Source organism: Dyadobacter sp., assembly GCF_051859145.1.
GTDB lineage: Bacteria > Bacteroidota > Bacteroidia > Cytophagales > Spirosomataceae > Dyadobacter.
In genome coordinates this window covers 1-15,364 of the sequence record NZ_JBHYGF010000015.1, presented here as the reverse complement: position 1 = coordinate 15,364, position 15,364 = coordinate 1, and the positions used below count along the sequence as shown (strand labels likewise).

Here is a 15,364-nt window from a genome sequence, read left to right as displayed (position 1 = left end):
CAGCAGTTTTTTTACATTCGCTTCAAATACCTCCGCCGGATCATGCTCCTCAGCCAGCAAACCGGTAATTACAATTACAGCATCTATTCCGGTATGGTATATACGTTTCACGAAATCCGCTTGTTGTTCGATAGATCCACCCAGGGTTCCTGTGGCCACTACCGGCACTCTTCCGGCCACCTGCTCCACAACTTTCCGAGTTACTTCCAGGCGCTCAGATTCAGTCAGTTCAAACATTTCACTCGACAAACAGTTGGCAAACAGTCCCGCCGCACCTGCATCCAGGTACATTTCAGTCAGCATTTTCAACCCCTCGAAATCAACTACACCTGATTCCAGAAAGGGTGTAAGCATAACAGGAATAAATCCCTGCGGCAGCGAACGTGACGTTTGTGCATTTGTCATGTTGAGTAGCAATTAAAATTGGTGTTGTTTATAAAATAATATAAGCGTGACTTTCAGCTTTTGCTCAGTGCATTTATTTACTGTCCAGTATTACTTCTCTTTCGGCAGTTCTTTTTCTTTTCAGCCTGGTCAAAAGCATTCCGATCAAAAAGATTGTGAGCGTTCCTACTACCATGATCATGTTTTGGTGCAATGGATTACGGAGGTATGCATATTCATCGGGTAGCTGGCCTGAGAACGTCATCCAGATAATTACTACAATGCCGATCAGCGTGGCGGTTAATGCTTCCGCATTCCGGGTTTGCCTTGAAATAATCCCTAACAGGAACAAGCCGAGCATTCCGCCGGCAAAAATACCCGACAGCATCCACCAGACATCCAGTACGCTTTTCACTCCGATCATCGCAATTCCTGTCAGCATACCGAGCAAGCCAAATACCGTAGTAGCAATGTATAACAGCCGCAGCGACTCTTTCGAAGACAGGTCAGGCTTAATGTATTTCTGATAAATATCGACTGAAAATACAGTCGCAGAAGCATTCATTCCCGAACTGATCGTGCTCATTGCAGCCGACATAATTGCTGCAATAATGAGCCCCAGCAAACCCACGGGCACTTTCGTTACCATGAAATGCGGCATTACCTTGTCGCCGTAATCAGCAGGCACCAATGTGGCCGCCAATCCTCTGATCGCTTCCTGACTCGCGGTTGGCAGCCGCTCCGTTGCAACCTGCATTTTGATCGTTTCAAGAAGCTCGGGATTACTCTGATAATATGCGTAGAGGCAGGACCCAAGAAAGAAAAACATCAGCGAAACCGGCAGATAGAGATAAACACAAAGCCAAACCGAGCTGGCAGCCTCTTTTACCGACGTGGTAGTATGGTAACGCTGCACGTAATTCTGGTCCATCCCAAAATTATTCAGGTTCATAAAAAACCCGTAGAGCAACACCACCCAAAATGAGGATTGTGTAAAATCCGGCGCGAATGTGCCGAGACTGAATTTGTTTTCGGAGCTACCGATATCCATAATCCTGGATACACCGCCGTCCATTCCGGCGATTACCAGATAAAGGATAACCAATGCACCGACGGTTTTAATGACGCCCTGCACCACCTCTGTCCAGATTACGGCCTCCATTCCACCCATTACCGTATACAACACAATACAAATCCCGACTACGATCATGATCGTCGACATTTCATATCCTGTCAGTGCCTGCAAACTCAGCGCAATCCCAAAAAAGATAGATCCCATTCGCGCCAGCTGTGTCAGCAGAAAGCAGACAACAGCGTAAGTCCGCGCCCAGGGACCAAACCTGTGTTCAAGATGCGTGTAGGCAGAGACAGCGCCCGTATTTCGATAAAATGGTATAAAAAACCGGGTTGCTACCCAGGCTGCCAAAGGCATTGATAAACTGAATACAAATGAATTCCAGTTACTGCCAAATGCTTTTCCAGGAACTCCCAGAAAAGTGTTGCTGCTTAAAAAGGTAGCATAAATGCTGATCCCGATTGCCCAGCCCGGAATCCGTCCCGAAGCTTTTGTGAATTGATCGGCAGTTGTATTCTTTCTTGAAAAGTAAATTCCTACACCCACCATCCCTGCCATATAGGCTAGCACAATGACCAGATCTATAAATGGTAAGGATTTCATTCTGATTTCGGATGAATTATAACTTTACCACAAAGAAACAGGATGGAGTCAATGGGTTTATATGGTTTTGTAGCGTATTGTTGTAGGATCTTAGCAAGAAAAGCTATTTTCCTGAAAAGATAGCGTAACTATCCTACTATTTTACGCTCCCGAAAGAAATAGCCCACCCCGATTGTAGAAACAATGATCAGCAGGATCAGAACCACTTTGGTAGCAAGTCCCTCATTGGGATGTTCCAGCAGGTACCTGATATCCTGCGCTTCTCTCCCAGCCCACACAGCTAATACCGTACGTGGTATCATTCCGAGCGTACCGCCGGCCAACACCTGTTTGAAACGCGCGCCCGCCATTGCGAAAAAGAGGTTGGTAATTGCAAAAGGCAGAACAGGTGAAAGTTTGGCAAAAAAGATCAGCCGCAGTTCATTCTTATAAAAGCGGCTTAACAAGTTTCCAACCTGCGGATAAATCTGCATTAAATGCTTCCTCAGTGAAGTAGCATGCAGATAGTTGGCAGAAACGTAGATCAATGCGATAGCACCCAGGTTCATTCCGAAAAGCATCGGGATTGATTTCCAGCCCAAAAAATAACCATAAACAAGTGCAAGAAAGGTAGGCGGCGTAAGTGCAACCGAAGACGCAATCGTCAGTATCAATGTAATCCCAATCCACCAACCTAGCGGCATAGCTCGAAGAAACTGCTCATTATTGATCGCCCATGCTGTGAGTAGCGAAGTAGTCAGTAGCGGAATAACGGTCATCAGCACACTGATCACCACGGGCAATGAGAATTTTTTGGGAGTAGATTTTTTCACGGCTATAGTGCGGCTAAGTATGCTGTCTCTGCATTCAGATAACCACTTGTTTGTACAAAAGGTTTTTAATATTCGTGTATTTTCGTGTCTTCGTGGCACTACAAACATCCCAATGAAATTCGGAACCAAAGCAATACACGCAGGCATAACACCCGATCCGACTACCGGCGCTATTATGACGCCGATCTACCAGACTTCTACCTACGTGCAGGAAAGTCCGGGAAAGCATAAAGGTTACGAATATTCCCGCACCCACAATCCGACCCGAACTGCTTTACAAAATGCATTGGCTGCACTGGAAAACGGGCAGTACGGGATCTGCTTCTCCTCCGGAATGGCTGCTACCGACGCGGTACTGAGACTCTACAAGCCGGGAGACGAAATCATTGTTACCAATGACATTTACGGCGGCACTTACCGGATCATGAAGCGCATTTATGAAGGTTATGGATTAATTTTCAGGTTTGTGGATATGTCTAATCCCGGGAATGTGACAGAGGCTATCTCAGACAACACAAGAATGATCTGGATCGAAACGCCTACGAACCCTCTCCTCAAAATCATTGATATTAAACAAATAACTGCGCTTTGTAACGGACGAAATATCCACTGTGTTGTCGATAATACATTTGCTTCACCTTACTTACAAAACCCGCTTGACCTGGGAGCAGATATTGTAATGCATTCGGTGACCAAGTACCTCGGCGGACATTCCGATACCGTTATGGGCGCATTGATCACAAATGATAACGAGCTCGCAAAGCAACTCGCATTTATCCAGAATGCAGCTGGCGCAGTACCTGGTCCGCAAGACTGTTTTTTGGTTTTAAGAGGATTAAAAACACTGCACATCCGAATGCAAAGACACTGCGAAAATGCGATGCAAATCGCTACCTGGTTGTCCAACCATCCAAAGGTCGCCATGGTTTATTACCCGGGACTTACCTCGCATCCAGGTCATGAAATTGCAAAAAAACAAATGCGGGATTTTGGTGGAATGCTTTCTTTTGAGCTTAAAGGCGATGTTTATGAAGAAGCTGTCTCCACCATGGAGCGACTTGAATTGTTTTCGCTCGGCGAGTCGCTGGGCGGCGTAGAGTCGCTTTGTACACACCCGGCAAGTATGACGCACGCCAGCATTCCAAAAGCAGAAAGGGAGCAGGTGGGCTTGAAAGACACATTGATCCGCCTGAGTGTAGGCATTGAAGATGTGGACGATCTGATCGCCGATCTGCAACAGGCAATAGGCTGATCTCAGATTCTTGCCAATCAATGTCAAAAATCTTACTTTTGGATCACCTTTTTTGAAACACTAAAAATCAAAACAATAAATGGAATTAACGGGAACAGTGATCGCTTTGCTTCCTGAAGTAACAGGCCAGGGCAAGAATGGAATGTGGCGTAAACAGGAATTTATTCTTGAAATCCCTTCTCAGTATCCGAAAAAAGTCTGCATTTCGCTTTGGGGAGATAAAATAGACCAGGCTGATCTTCAAATCAACCAATCGGTTACAGCTTCCATTGATATCGAAAGCCGTGAGTACAATTCCCGGTGGTACACAGAGGTAAAAGCCTGGAAAGTAGACAAAGCAAATAGCGGCGGTGGCGGTTCTTCGTCTTCTTCAGGTGGCAGCCCGCTTCCTCCTGTAACTACTTTCACAGAGGACGAATCTGACGATCTTCCTTTCTAATCAAGCTGACACTTACCTCTGGCCGACTTGAAAAATATATTACTGATATTCATTGGAGGAGGCTTGGGTAGTCTGGCACGATATGGTGTTGCCAGAACATTCATTTCATGGTCGTCAATTTTCCCATTTGGTACGTTGACGGCCAATATTCTTGCCTGTCTGATACTGGGGCTGCTCTCCGGCTGGGCAACTTTAAGTAATTCGACCAGTATTCCCGATTACCGCGCTTTCATTGCAGTTGGATTTTGTGGCGGGTTCAGTACCTTTTCCACTTTTAGTAACGAAACGATCCAGCTCTTCATTAGTGATCGGTGGATAGAAGCATTCCTGAATGTTTTTGTAAGTCTGCTGCTTTGTTTTGTCGCTACATTCGCCGGATTATGGCTGGGAAGACAACTGATCGTATTTTAACGTCAGTTGGATTGATAACCTATTGACATAGTGAACTTATCGATCATCTCCTGCGGGTGCACTTCCAGAATGCGCGCCAACACCATCACTACCAATGTATTTGAGGCCATTTTCCGTGGTATTCCGGCAAAAGTTGCAAAAAGGTCCACTGTTACCGATTGCTTTTCATCCAGCAGCTTCATCAGCTTCTGCTCCTTATCACCGTACTGAAAACGAATATCGCGCTCACCCCTGCCGCGACGCATAATTTCCTTCATTTCCCTGCTAGCCTGCAATGATTTGTCTTCAACCCGGATGTAAGCCTGGCGGGTACCAGTTTCGTCCACCACATAATGCGGCTTATCAACACTACGCGGAATAGTAAGCACAAGCACATCCCTGTCAGAGCTGACGGGAACGCGTTCTTTTTTGTAGCTTATTTTGGGATAAATGTATTTGTCAATCGCGCGGGTAAGCGTAAATTCATCTTCATCAGCATCTTTCAGCCCCTTGATGGTTTTGTCGTCGCCAACTCCGACGAAGAGCTTCCCGCCGCCTGTGTTGGCAAAAGCGACAACTTCGCGGACAATTTTCTCCGGATGGCTGGATTTCAATTTGAACTCCACATGCTCACCCTCCCCTTTCTTTACCAGCTCTTTTAACAATCGAAGCTCCATTAGTTAGAATGGATAGATATCTGAATTATGACAAACTCACCTTCGGTTATATCCTCGTCTTTCCTTTCTTAACGCTAACAATATACATTCGTTTTGCCAGATTTAAAAAATATTCGGGAGCGAGTTTCACGAAAATACGAACCCTGATAAAACAAAAAACGACACTTTTCAGTGTCGTCTCTTATCAATATTCATCTTCGTTAAAAAAGAAATCGTCTTTTGTCGGATAATCAGGCCAAATTTCCTCAATGCTTTCATAGGGTTGACCATCGTCTTCAAGCTCCTGCAGATTTTCAACTACCTCTAACGGAGCGCCTGTTCTGATTGCAAAGTCAATTAGCTCGTCTTTGGTAGCTGGCCAGGGAGCATCTTCAAGGTACGATGCAAGTTCGAGAGTCCAGTACATAATATTTTCGCCTATTAATGGTTACTTTACTTTTCTGCAAAAGTAAAAAATTTGACATCTTTTAAAAGCTTAAAGCGAAAAAAAGGAAAAATAATTGCTTGGTTAAAAATAATATTTCCAGCACCCAAACAAATCGCTGTTTGTCAATAAGTTGCAGAAATCACTTTATTGAAAATACGGTGACAAATCTGCTAAACCAATCTAAATTTCTATCTGTTCCAATCATTTCTTCCAGCAGCTGCCAGTAGCCTCAAACCTTTTTGTAAATTCCCTGTTTCGTTCTTTAAATACCATTATTATGACTATCGAAGTTTGTGCCTACTCCCTTGAATCCTGCATTAACGCACAAGCCGGAGGCGCGGGCCGCATTGAGCTTTGCGGCGGACTGGGTGAAGGCGGAACTACTCCAAGCGCCGGTCTGATTGAAATTGTCAAACAGTATATAGAAATCCCTGTTTATGTCATGATCCGCCCACGCGGAGGTGACTTTGTTTATGATTTTTTTGAAGAAGAAATCATGAAAAAGGACATTGATGTGGCCAAAAAGCTGGGAGTAAATGGCGTTGTGCTTGGGATATTGAATGCGGAGGGACAAGTGGATGTGCAACGCACAAAGGCTTTGGTGGATTATGCTGCTCCGATGAAAGTAACATTTCACCGTGCATTTGACCTCACACCTGATCCGCACAAAGCATTGAAAGCGGTTATGGAAACTGGCGCCGAAAGAATCCTTACCTCAGGTCAGCAAGCCAGCGCCATTCAGGGGATTGACCTGCTGACAGCACTTGCCCGGGAGGCAAACGGCAAAATCGAAATAATGGCCGGAGGCGGGGTAAATCCTGAAAATGCCGCTCAGCTGGCCGCAGCCGGCGTACATTCCCTGCACCTTACTGCCAAAGCATTCCGTCCGGCCAGACAGAAATACTTCCCGGCAGCAGTTTCAATGGCGGGCGAAATTCCTGATGAACGTTCAGTGCTTTATAGTAAGCTTGAAGTGATAGAAGCTATGGTTCAAGTAGTTTCGTAGTTAAAAAGACCTTTTTCTACAAAAGTGTCCCCCTCTATGAAGATTGTTAAAGCGATTGTTTCTTTGGCCATTGCCATAGCCCTGATCTATTTTCTTGACAAACCCCTGGGACCTGCACCTGCATTGGGACCTTTCCTGAGTCCATTTACAGGATTCAGCCAGAATGGTGAAGATGCATCGGGTTCAGACACTGAGCTGGTACTTAAGCTGGATAGTCTGCAAAGCGAAGTGATCATCCGGTTTGACGATACCGGCGTGCCGCACATTTTTGCAAGAAACGATTTCGACCTGTTCTACGCCCAGGGCTATATCACAGCCAGAGACCGGTTGTGGCAAATGGATTTGCAGATACGCGCTGCTTCGGGAAGGCTGTCGGAGATACTGGGCAAGGTCACACTTGAAATGGATCTGCAGAGTCGCCGGCTCGGAATGGGCTACGGAGCTGAGGCCAACTTAAAAATGGCGATGAGCGAACCACAGTCGCGTACTGCCTTGCTGGGCTACACTGCTGGGGTAAATGCATATATCAGCCAGCTTGCGCCCAAAGATTACCCCATCGAATTCAAGCTGTTGGGCTACAAACCCGAACCCTGGAAGCCGATCAATACCATGTACATGCTTGAACAAATGACGCTCACGCTGGCCGGGCGCTCAAATGAGATAGGTATGACAGAGCTGCTTCAAAAATATGGTAAACAGGTAATAGACCAGGTTTTCCCCGACTATCCGCTATTGCAGGAAAGCCCCATTATTCCGGCAGGCACAAAATGGGATTTTAAACCTGTTACTATTCCTGAGAAACTTTCTTCCATTGACACGCTTGATTCGGGCCCGCATTTAACCAGGAATAAGAGACTATCTTCTAAACACTATGAAAAAGTGGAGGGAATCGGAAGTAACAACTGGGCGGTGAGCGCTGAGAAGTCAATTACCGGCTACCCGATCCTGGCCAATGATCCGCACCTAGAACTGACCTTACCTTCTATCTGGTACCAGGTGCAGCTGCATACGCCCGAGATGAATGTATACGGTGTTTCTTTGCCGGGTATCCCGAGCGTTATCATCGGCTTCAATCAAAATGTAGCGTGGGGAGTTACCAATGTGGACGCTGACGTTTATGATTTGTACAAAATAAAATTTAAAGACAGCAGCAGAAAGCAATATTGGCATGAAAACCAATGGAAAAATACCCGCATCAGGAAAGAAGTAGTTTATGTTAAAGGTGAAAAATCACCGGTAACAGAAGAGGTGGTTTACACCCACCACGGTCCGGTTACCGAAACTGACAATACCTCAAAGCAGCCTGACCTCGCTATTCGCTGGATCGGGCATGAGCCGGGAAATAGCTTTATGACCTTTTACCAATTGAACAGGGCGAAGAATTATGACGATTACAGAAGTGCATTAACAAGATACGTGGGGCCTGCCCAGAATTTCGTTTTCGCGGACAATAGCAAGAACATCGCCATTACAGTCAATGGAAAAATGCCGGTTAAATACAAGGAACAAGGCAAATTCGTTCTCGATGGTACCGATCACCGGAATGACTGGCTGGCATGGATTCCGGCTGAACAGAATCCTTATGTTAAAAATCCGGAACGAGGCTTTGTGAGCAGTGCTAATCAATCGTCTACGGATACTACTTATCCCTATTATATCAACTGGGCTTTTGCACCTTCCGAACGCGCGATCCGGATCAATGAACGTTTGCAGGCTATGACAAAGGCGAATGCAGACAGCCTTCGCACTTTGCAAAATGATAATTTCAGTGTCCTCGCCAGAACCATTTTACCCAAACTTCTGGAAGTACTATCCACTACAGCATTGTCTCCGTCTGAAAAAGCCGCCAAGATCATTCTGGCCAACTGGAATTACCAGAACGCGCCCAACTCAGTTGCGGCTTCCATATTCGAAGAGTGGATACCTGCATTACGGAATGCGATATGGAGCGATGAATTCGGCTCTGAGCTGCCAAGCCGCGATCGCACATTGTATTTGCTTTTGAAACAACCGGAAGAAAAATGGTTTGATAACATTACTACACCCCATGAGGAGACAATGCCGGACATTGTTTACGGCAGCTTTAAAGCTACGCTCGACAGCCTGAAAGCGCGGCACGGAACCATGAGCCCTACCTGGCAATGGTCAAAAGTAAAAGGTACAGAAATCCGGCATTTGAGCAGAAGCCTGAAATCCTTTAATGCACCTGCCATCACGACCGGCGGCGGCAGTAGCATTGTCAATGCAATCACAAAACGGAATGGGCCTTCATGGAGAATGGTTGTCGAGCTCGGACCGACGCCGCGGGCTTATGGTATCTATCCCGGCGGACAATCCGGAAATCCGGGTAGCCCGTACTACCTTAACATGCTTGGTAAATGGGAGAAAGGGGAATTGAATGAACTGTTCTTCCTGAATGCACCCGACCAGCAAAATCCGCGTCTTACATCCAGGATCACCCTTCAAAAGAAATAAAGATGAACTTCCTAGTCATTCTGATTATCACGGCCATCCTGCAATTCTTTGCTCCCTGGTGGGTAGTCGCCATTGTTCCGTTTGTAGTTCACCTGTGGTGGCCCACAGCAGCTTTCAAGTCATTTTGGATCAGCTTTCTGGTAATCTGCGTATTATGGCTGGGTTACGGCTACTATTTTCACCTGATATCAAACGGCGCTATTTCCGACCGCATTGCACAAATCTTTTTCCTGCCTGACGGTCTTTTACTACTGCTCGTCAGCGGCATAATCGGTGGACTTGTAGGCGGATTCGGAGGGTTATCGGGATTCCTGATCCGCGACATTTTCGTACGGAATGCAGAAAGTTGAACAGCTGCAAAATTGCCATTTTAAGGATCTGTCAGATTCATTGTACTTAAACACAAATCCTTATCTTTGCGGCTCATGCAAAAAAATTAAACCTTAAAGACGTGAACAATAATACTTCGTTGATCTGGAACATTGTGCTTTCATTGGCCGTAGCGGTACTTTTCTTCCTCCATTTTTCAAGTAAATCATCAGGCGATGCAGGCGCAGCAGCCGACGGTAATGTAGTTGCAGGCCGCAAGACAGTTTACGTTCAGGTAGATTCTCTTTTGAAAAATTACGAGTTCTTCAAAGACACCAGAAAGGAACTTGAAAACAAGAACTTCCAGCTTGAAAACGAATTGAATACAAAAGGCCGCTCTCTGCAGAATGAAGTTGCATTCTTTCAGCAAAAAGCGCAGACAATGACGCCGGAACAAGCAAGATCAACTGAGGCGCAATTGATGAAAAAGCAGCAGGATTTAATGGCTTACCGCGATCAATCGGCACAGGCGCTGGGCCAGGAAGAGGCTAAGAAAAATGAAGAGCTTTACAAAAACATCCGCAGCTATATCGATAAGTACAATAAGGAGAATGGATATGAATTCGTTCTTGGCTATTCTCTGGGCGGCGGAATTCTTTTTGCTAATCCATCTTTGGACGTAACTCAAAAGATCCTTGACGGTTTGAACAAAGAATATAAATCATCTGGAAAACCAGCAGCAGCAGATTCTACTAAAAAGTAATCTATAAGCGGTTTACCAAACAAAAAAGGTGTCGGTTCAATGAACCGACACCTTTTTTGTTGCTTATTAAATCTATTAAACAGCCGAAGAAGAAAACTTCGCGCCGATATATTCGCGGTTCATACGCGCAATGTTCACCATACTGATTTCTTTCGGGCACTCAGCCGAACATGCGCCTGTATTGGTACAAGCTCCAAAACCCTCCGCATCCATTTGCGCTACCATTTTCTCTGCACGGATACTGCGTTCCGCCTGGCCTTGTGGCAGCAATGCAAGCTGAGAGATCTTCGCAGATACAAACAACATCGCGGAAGCATTCTTACAAGCCGCTACACAAGCTCCGCATGCAATGCACGCAGCCGCCGAAAATGCCTCGTCAGCAGCTTCTTTCGGAATAGGCAGGCTGTTGGCATCCTGTGCGTTACCCGTATTTACAGAAACAAAACCTCCTGCCGAAATCACGCGATCGAATGCATCGCGATCCACAACCAGGTCTTTGATAACCGGGAATGCCGCCGCTCTCCATGGTTCTACTACAATCGTATCTCCATCGTTGAAAGAACGCATGTGCAGCTGGCAGGTTGTAACTCCTTTCAGCGGACCGTGCGGCCGTCCATTAATAAACATGGAACAAGCTCCGCAAATCCCCTCCCGGCAGTCGTGATCAAATGCAACCGGTTCTTTTCCTTCTTCAATGAGCTGTTCGTTCAACACGTCGAACATTTCAAGGAATGACATATCAGGGGATACTTTATCCAGCTTGTAGTTCTCGAAACCGCCTGCTGTATCTTTATTACTTTGTCTCCAGACTTTCAGAGACAAACTCATATTTCCTTCCATATCTATCTTATTCTTTATGCTGTGATAAATTGTACACCCGGACAGTATCCGGCTTTACTAATTATTTGTAACTCCTCTGGGCAATCTTAATGTTCTCGTAAATCAGTTCCTCCTTGTGAAGCTCCCATTGCTCAACTCCCTTGTGCTCCCACGCAGACACGAACATATAATTTTCATCGTCGCGCATTGCCTCTCCTTCTTCAGTCTGGAACTCTTCACGGAAGTGTCCGCCACAAGATTCGTTCCTGGTCAAAGCATCAATACACATCAGCTCACCTAATTCAATAAAGTCGGCAACGCGGTTGGCTTTATCAAGCTCCGGATTGAAGTAGGTAGCTGTTCCCATTACTTTCACATCCTTCCAGAATTCTTCTCTCAGCTGACGTATTTCTACGATTGCTTCCTTCAAGCCTTTCTCATTACGCGCCATTCCGCATTTATCCCACATGATCTTACCCAATCGGCGGTGGAAAACCTCCGGAGAAGTTTTGCCCTGAATGCGCAGCAGCGTTTCTATTCTGTCCCTTACTTCCTTTTCTGTTTGAACAAAAGCTTCGTGATCCGTTGAAATCTGACCTGTTCTGATCTCATTTGCCAAGTAAGAACCTATTGTATAAGGTATTACGAAGTAACCGTCTGCCAAACCCTGCATTAAAGCAGAGGCACCCAGGCGGTTTGCACCGTGATCTGAGAAATTGGCTTCACCCAGTGCATACAACCCTGGTACCGTGGTCATAAGATTGTAATCAACCCAAAGTCCGCCCATTGTATAGTGAACAGCAGGGTAAATACGCATCGGGACTTCGTAAGGATCCTCGCCCGTAATCTGCTTGTACATGTCAAACAGGTTACCATATTTTTCTTTCACCACTGCTTTCCCCCAGGCAATAATATCTGAATGGGATGCATTGTGGATGTTGTTTTTATTGGCTTCCGCCTTACCGTAACGCTCAACCGCAGCAGCGAAATCGAGGTAAACAGCCAGTTTTGAAGTTCCTACGCCGTAGCCTGCATCGCAACGCTCCTTAGCCGCACGCGACGCAATGTCACGGGGAACAAGGTTACCAAATGCAGGGTAACGTCTTTCGAGGTAGTAATCACGTTCTTCTTCCGGAATTTCATTACCCGGACGGTTATCGTTCTTAGCTTTTGGTACCCAGATCCTTCCATCGTTCCGCAGCGATTCTGACATCAGCGTCAACTTGGACTGGTGCTCACCGGATACGGGGATACAGGTAGGGTGAATTTGGGTAAAGCAAGGGTTTCCGAAGAATGCACCGCGTTTATGCGCTTTCCATGCAGCAGTAACGTTGCTTCCCATTGCATTGGTAGAAAGGTAGAATACGTTACCGTAACCTCCCGAGCAAAGCAGTACAGCGTGACCAGCATGTCTTTCCAGCTCACCTGTAATCAGGTTTCTGGCAATGATACCGCGGCATTTACCGTCAATATTGACGATATCCAGCATTTCGTGGCGGTTGTACATTTTAACTGTACCCATACCAACCTGGCGCTGCAGACCTGAATAGGCGCCTAGCAGCAACTGCTGACCAGTTTGTCCGGCTGCATAAAATGTCCGCTGAACCTGCGTTCCACCGAAAGAACGGTTGGAAAGTAAACCACCGTACTCACGTGCAAAAGGCACACCGGCAGCTACGCACTGGTCAATGATATTACCGGAAACTTCGGCAAGGCGGTGTACATTACCTTCTCTTGCGCGATAGTCACCTCCTTTGATTGTATCATAAAAAAGACGGTAAACCGAGTCCCCGTCATTTTGATAGTTTTTGGCAGCATTGATACCTCCCTGCGCGGCAATCGAGTGTGCGCGGCGTGGTGAATCCTGGAAGCAGAAAGCTTTTACCTTGTATCCAAGCTCAGCCAGTGTAGCAGCAGCAGAAGCGCCTGCCAGACCGGTACCAACAACGATAATTTCAAGATTACGTTTATTCGCGGGATTTACCAGCGGCACCGAAGAGCGGTATTTGCTCCATTTAGTTTCAAGCGGTCCCTGAGGTATTTTGGCATCCAGACGAGATGAAGTCGCCATATAAATATTAGTTAATCGAAATTTGAAATGAAAGAATCACCGGCATATACCGGCACTCGTTATTTGACCCAACCCAGATAAATTGCGATCGGCATCAAGGCAAAAAGAAGAGGTATAACAATCGAATAAGCTGTTCCTACAAATGAAATCAAGCCATTGTACTTCACGTGGTTTGCACCCAGTGTCTGAAAAGCACTTTTGAAACCGTGCAGCAAATGCCAGAACAATGAGATACAACCCAACACGTAAATCAACACAACCCATTCATTCTGAAAGATGTCCAGCATCATCTGATACAGGTTCAGCTCCTCGCCCGTCGCGAATTGATTGGAACGGTTCGGAATCCAGAAATGCGCTGTATGAATAACAAGGAAGATCAGCAACAACGTGCCCAGCAGACCCATACTTCTTGAGTACCAGGTACTGTTAGCAGAAGGATTGTTGACTGCATACCTGACCGGACGTGCTTCCCTGTTGTTTTTCCATAAAATGAGTCCGTCGGCAATGTGAATCAGAAAACCTGCAACCAATCCGATTTCCAGTGTCCTGATGATCGGGTTGGTACCCATAAAATGGCCCCAGTGGGTGAACGTTTCTCCGCCATCATTATAAAAGATCATTGCATTAATACCGGCATGAATAACCAGGAAAACAATCAAAAAAAGTCCGGTAAGAGCCATCAGAAGCTTTTTCCCGATCGAGCTCGTTAACGTTTGTGAAAACCACGACATATGAAACACAAATGGTTTTAGTGCAAAAAAATGAGGTATATTTAGAACCATTCAAAGGTATATCACAAACGCTCGTCAGGCAAAAAAACATGTCCATTTTTGCTGAATGGGGTATTATTTATAATCATTATTAAGAAATTTTTGATCCCGGCAAGCGAGTGCTAATCAGTGTGTTCGAAACAGCCTTAGAACACCGAAAAACCTACTTTTGTTTGATAATACCGTACACATTTTATGGCAAGAATTTCGTTGAGAGTTCAGGTCAGACTAATATCTATTCTTATATGCCACGTACTTTACGTTCCCTTCTATCATTAATCAGTTTTGTCGTTCTGCTGTTTTCTGTTTCCGAGGTAAAAGCCACGCACTTCCGGGCCGGGGAAATAACGGCAAAACGGATATCAGGACTTACTTACGAAATCAAGCTGTCTGCCTATTTCGACGTTTCGCCTCCGGGCAAGACCGCCGCTGACGCAGCTATTAACGTGGACTTTTTCTTCGGAACCGATGGTCCCCGCCGCGTTGACCGCATACCCAGCGCAATAAGGAACATTGGCAACAATACCACTTATAATGAGTACGTCACCACTTACACCTTCCCGGCTGCCAGCACTTACGAGATTTCTGTAAGAATGGAAAACCGGAATGCAAATACAGTTAACCTCAACAACGGCGTGCAGACGGACCGACTTAACTTCTTTGTACATAGCACATTAGAAATTAACTCGCAATTCGGCCCGAACCAAACTCCCGTTCTACTGAACCCTCCCATTGATCTTGCGGCCGTAGGGCAGCGTTACATTCACAATCCCAATGCATTTGACGCCGATGGAGATAGCCTTGCGTATAAACTCTTCGTGCCTCAGCAAAGCAATGGAGGTGGAATAGGAGTTGACATTCCGTATGCTGCCCCCAATGCAATCGGCGCGCCGGGGCGCACAGAGGCAGGTGCTTCTCCGGCCAATTTCAGCATCAATGAACTTACCGGTGATCTTGTCTGGGATGCGCCTGCTATGAAGGGACAGTATAATGTGGCGTTCATCGTCGAAGAATGGCGGGATGGAATTTTAATCGGCCAAATTGTAAGGGATATGCAGATTTTGGTGGAAGACGCCCGCAACGACCGACCTT

The 15,364-nt window shown here is 46.0% G+C and carries 15 protein-coding genes and 1 pseudogene; 8 read left to right on the top strand and 8 right to left on the bottom strand.

What is annotated here, in order from left to right; translation table 11 throughout:
• The 3 genes from ACTIE6_RS01650 to ACTIE6_RS01640 form a co-directional block, all read right to left on the bottom strand.
• The coding region (locus tag ACTIE6_RS01650; RefSeq protein ID WP_439554968.1) for a dihydrodipicolinate synthase family protein at positions 1-405 on the bottom strand (405 nt) is incomplete at its 3' end.
• A 73-nt stretch (positions 406-478) separates the two neighbouring features.
• Positions 479-2,062 (bottom strand): sodium:solute symporter, encoded by a 1,584-nt coding sequence (locus ACTIE6_RS01645; protein ID WP_439554967.1) that lies wholly within the window; start codon positions 2,060-2,062, stop codon positions 479-481.
• 128 nt (positions 2,063-2,190) lie between these two features.
• Positions 2,191-2,874 (bottom strand): TVP38/TMEM64 family protein, encoded by a 684-nt coding sequence (locus ACTIE6_RS01640; protein ID WP_439554966.1) that lies wholly within the window; start codon positions 2,872-2,874, stop codon positions 2,191-2,193.
• 112 nt (positions 2,875-2,986) lie between these two features.
• On the opposite strand from ACTIE6_RS01640, the gene ACTIE6_RS01635 reads away from it, so the two are divergent.
• From ACTIE6_RS01635 to crcB, 3 genes are all read left to right on the top strand, one after another.
• Positions 2,987-4,126 carry a cystathionine gamma-synthase gene (locus ACTIE6_RS01635; protein WP_439554965.1) on the top strand — a complete coding sequence of 380 codons (1,140 nt, stop codon included), beginning with the start codon at positions 2,987-2,989 and terminating at the stop codon, positions 4,124-4,126.
• Positions 4,127-4,205: 79 nt separating this feature from the next.
• Positions 4,206-4,565 carry a DUF3127 domain-containing protein gene (locus tag ACTIE6_RS01630; protein ID WP_439554964.1) on the top strand — a complete coding sequence of 120 codons (360 nt, stop codon included), beginning with the start codon at positions 4,206-4,208 and terminating at the stop codon, positions 4,563-4,565.
• A 27-nt stretch (positions 4,566-4,592) separates the two neighbouring features.
• On the top strand, positions 4,593-4,976 hold the full coding sequence (gene crcB, locus ACTIE6_RS01625; protein ID WP_439554963.1) for a fluoride efflux transporter CrcB: 384 nt from the start codon (positions 4,593-4,595) through the stop codon (positions 4,974-4,976).
• A gap of 2 nt (positions 4,977-4,978) precedes the next feature.
• Here the strand turns inward: crcB and ACTIE6_RS01620 are convergent, their stop codons facing one another.
• On the bottom strand, positions 4,979-5,632 hold the full coding sequence (locus tag ACTIE6_RS01620) for an AlbA family DNA-binding domain-containing protein (protein ID WP_439554962.1): 654 nt from the start codon (positions 5,630-5,632) through the stop codon (positions 4,979-4,981).
• A 184-nt stretch (positions 5,633-5,816) separates the two neighbouring features.
• Positions 5,817-6,038 carry a DUF2795 domain-containing protein gene (locus ACTIE6_RS01615; RefSeq protein WP_013927448.1) on the bottom strand — a complete coding sequence of 74 codons (222 nt, stop codon included), beginning with the start codon at positions 6,036-6,038 and terminating at the stop codon, positions 5,817-5,819.
• A 298-nt stretch (positions 6,039-6,336) separates the two neighbouring features.
• Here ACTIE6_RS01615 and ACTIE6_RS01610 point away from each other — a divergent pair, with 298 nt between their 5' ends.
• The 4 genes from ACTIE6_RS01610 (at position 6,337) to ACTIE6_RS01595 (ending at position 10,612) form a co-directional block, all read left to right on the top strand.
• Positions 6,337-7,065, top strand: coding sequence for a copper homeostasis protein CutC (locus ACTIE6_RS01610; RefSeq protein ID WP_439554961.1), 729 nt, complete (start codon positions 6,337-6,339; stop codon positions 7,063-7,065).
• Between the two features lie 36 nt (positions 7,066-7,101).
• Positions 7,102-9,540: a penicillin acylase family protein gene (locus ACTIE6_RS01605; protein ID WP_439554960.1), complete on the top strand. Its 2,439-nt coding sequence runs from the start codon at positions 7,102-7,104 to the stop codon at positions 9,538-9,540.
• A gap of 2 nt (positions 9,541-9,542) precedes the next feature.
• A complete protein-coding gene (locus ACTIE6_RS01600) occupies positions 9,543-9,890 on the top strand; it encodes a hypothetical protein (protein WP_439554959.1) in 348 nt (115 codons plus the stop codon).
• Between the two features lie 101 nt (positions 9,891-9,991).
• On the top strand, positions 9,992-10,612 hold the full coding sequence (locus ACTIE6_RS01595) for an OmpH family outer membrane protein (protein ID WP_439554958.1): 621 nt from the start codon (positions 9,992-9,994) through the stop codon (positions 10,610-10,612).
• Positions 10,613-10,687: 75 nt separating this feature from the next.
• Here ACTIE6_RS01595 and ACTIE6_RS01590 read toward each other — a convergent pair whose 3' ends face one another.
• The 3 genes from ACTIE6_RS01590 to ACTIE6_RS01580 all read right to left on the bottom strand — a co-directional run bounded on the left by ACTIE6_RS01590 (position 10,688) and on the right by ACTIE6_RS01580 (position 14,233).
• The gene (locus tag ACTIE6_RS01590) at positions 10,688-11,440 is read right to left on the bottom strand and encodes a succinate dehydrogenase/fumarate reductase iron-sulfur subunit (protein WP_439554969.1); all 753 of its coding nucleotides are present in this window, start codon (positions 11,438-11,440) and stop codon (positions 10,688-10,690) included.
• Positions 11,441-11,513: 73 nt separating this feature from the next.
• Positions 11,514-13,502, bottom strand: coding sequence for a fumarate reductase/succinate dehydrogenase flavoprotein subunit (locus ACTIE6_RS01585; protein ID WP_439554957.1), 1,989 nt, complete (start codon positions 13,500-13,502; stop codon positions 11,514-11,516).
• Positions 13,503-13,561: 59 nt separating this feature from the next.
• On the bottom strand, positions 13,562-14,233 hold the full coding sequence (locus ACTIE6_RS01580; protein WP_439554956.1) for a succinate dehydrogenase cytochrome b subunit: 672 nt from the start codon (positions 14,231-14,233) through the stop codon (positions 13,562-13,564).
• Between the two features lie 284 nt (positions 14,234-14,517).
• Here ACTIE6_RS01580 and ACTIE6_RS01575 point away from each other — a divergent pair.
• Positions 14,518-15,364: pseudogene (locus ACTIE6_RS01575) on the top strand (gliding motility-associated C-terminal domain-containing protein); the annotation flags it as partial.

Excerpts from the sequence above, each read along its gene's own strand:
- ACTIE6_RS01630 (WP_439554964.1), top strand. The coding sequence starts at position 4,206 with ATGGAATTAACGGGAACAGTGATCGCTTTGCTTCCTGAAGTAACAGGC.
- ACTIE6_RS01635 (WP_439554965.1), top strand. The coding sequence starts at position 2,987 with ATGAAATTCGGAACCAAAGCAATACACGCAGGCATAACACCCGATCCG.
- ACTIE6_RS01610 (WP_439554961.1), top strand. The coding sequence starts at position 6,337 with ATGACTATCGAAGTTTGTGCCTACTCCCTTGAATCCTGCATTAACGCA.
- ACTIE6_RS01620 (WP_439554962.1), bottom strand. The coding sequence starts at position 5,632 with ATGGAGCTTCGATTGTTAAAAGAGCTGGTAAAGAAAGGGGAGGGTGAG.
- ACTIE6_RS01645 (WP_439554967.1), bottom strand. The coding sequence starts at position 2,062 with ATGAAATCCTTACCATTTATAGATCTGGTCATTGTGCTAGCCTATATG.
- ACTIE6_RS01585 (WP_439554957.1), bottom strand. The coding sequence starts at position 13,502 with ATGGCGACTTCATCTCGTCTGGATGCCAAAATACCTCAGGGACCGCTT.
- ACTIE6_RS01615 (WP_013927448.1), bottom strand. The coding sequence starts at position 6,038 with ATGTACTGGACTCTCGAACTTGCATCGTACCTTGAAGATGCTCCCTGG.
- ACTIE6_RS01600 (WP_439554959.1), top strand. The coding sequence starts at position 9,543 with ATGAACTTCCTAGTCATTCTGATTATCACGGCCATCCTGCAATTCTTT.
- ACTIE6_RS01580 (WP_439554956.1), bottom strand. The coding sequence starts at position 14,233 with ATGTCGTGGTTTTCACAAACGTTAACGAGCTCGATCGGGAAAAAGCTT.
- ACTIE6_RS01590 (WP_439554969.1), bottom strand. The coding sequence starts at position 11,440 with ATGAGTTTGTCTCTGAAAGTCTGGAGACAAAGTAATAAAGATACAGCA.
- ACTIE6_RS01605 (WP_439554960.1), top strand. The coding sequence starts at position 7,102 with ATGAAGATTGTTAAAGCGATTGTTTCTTTGGCCATTGCCATAGCCCTG.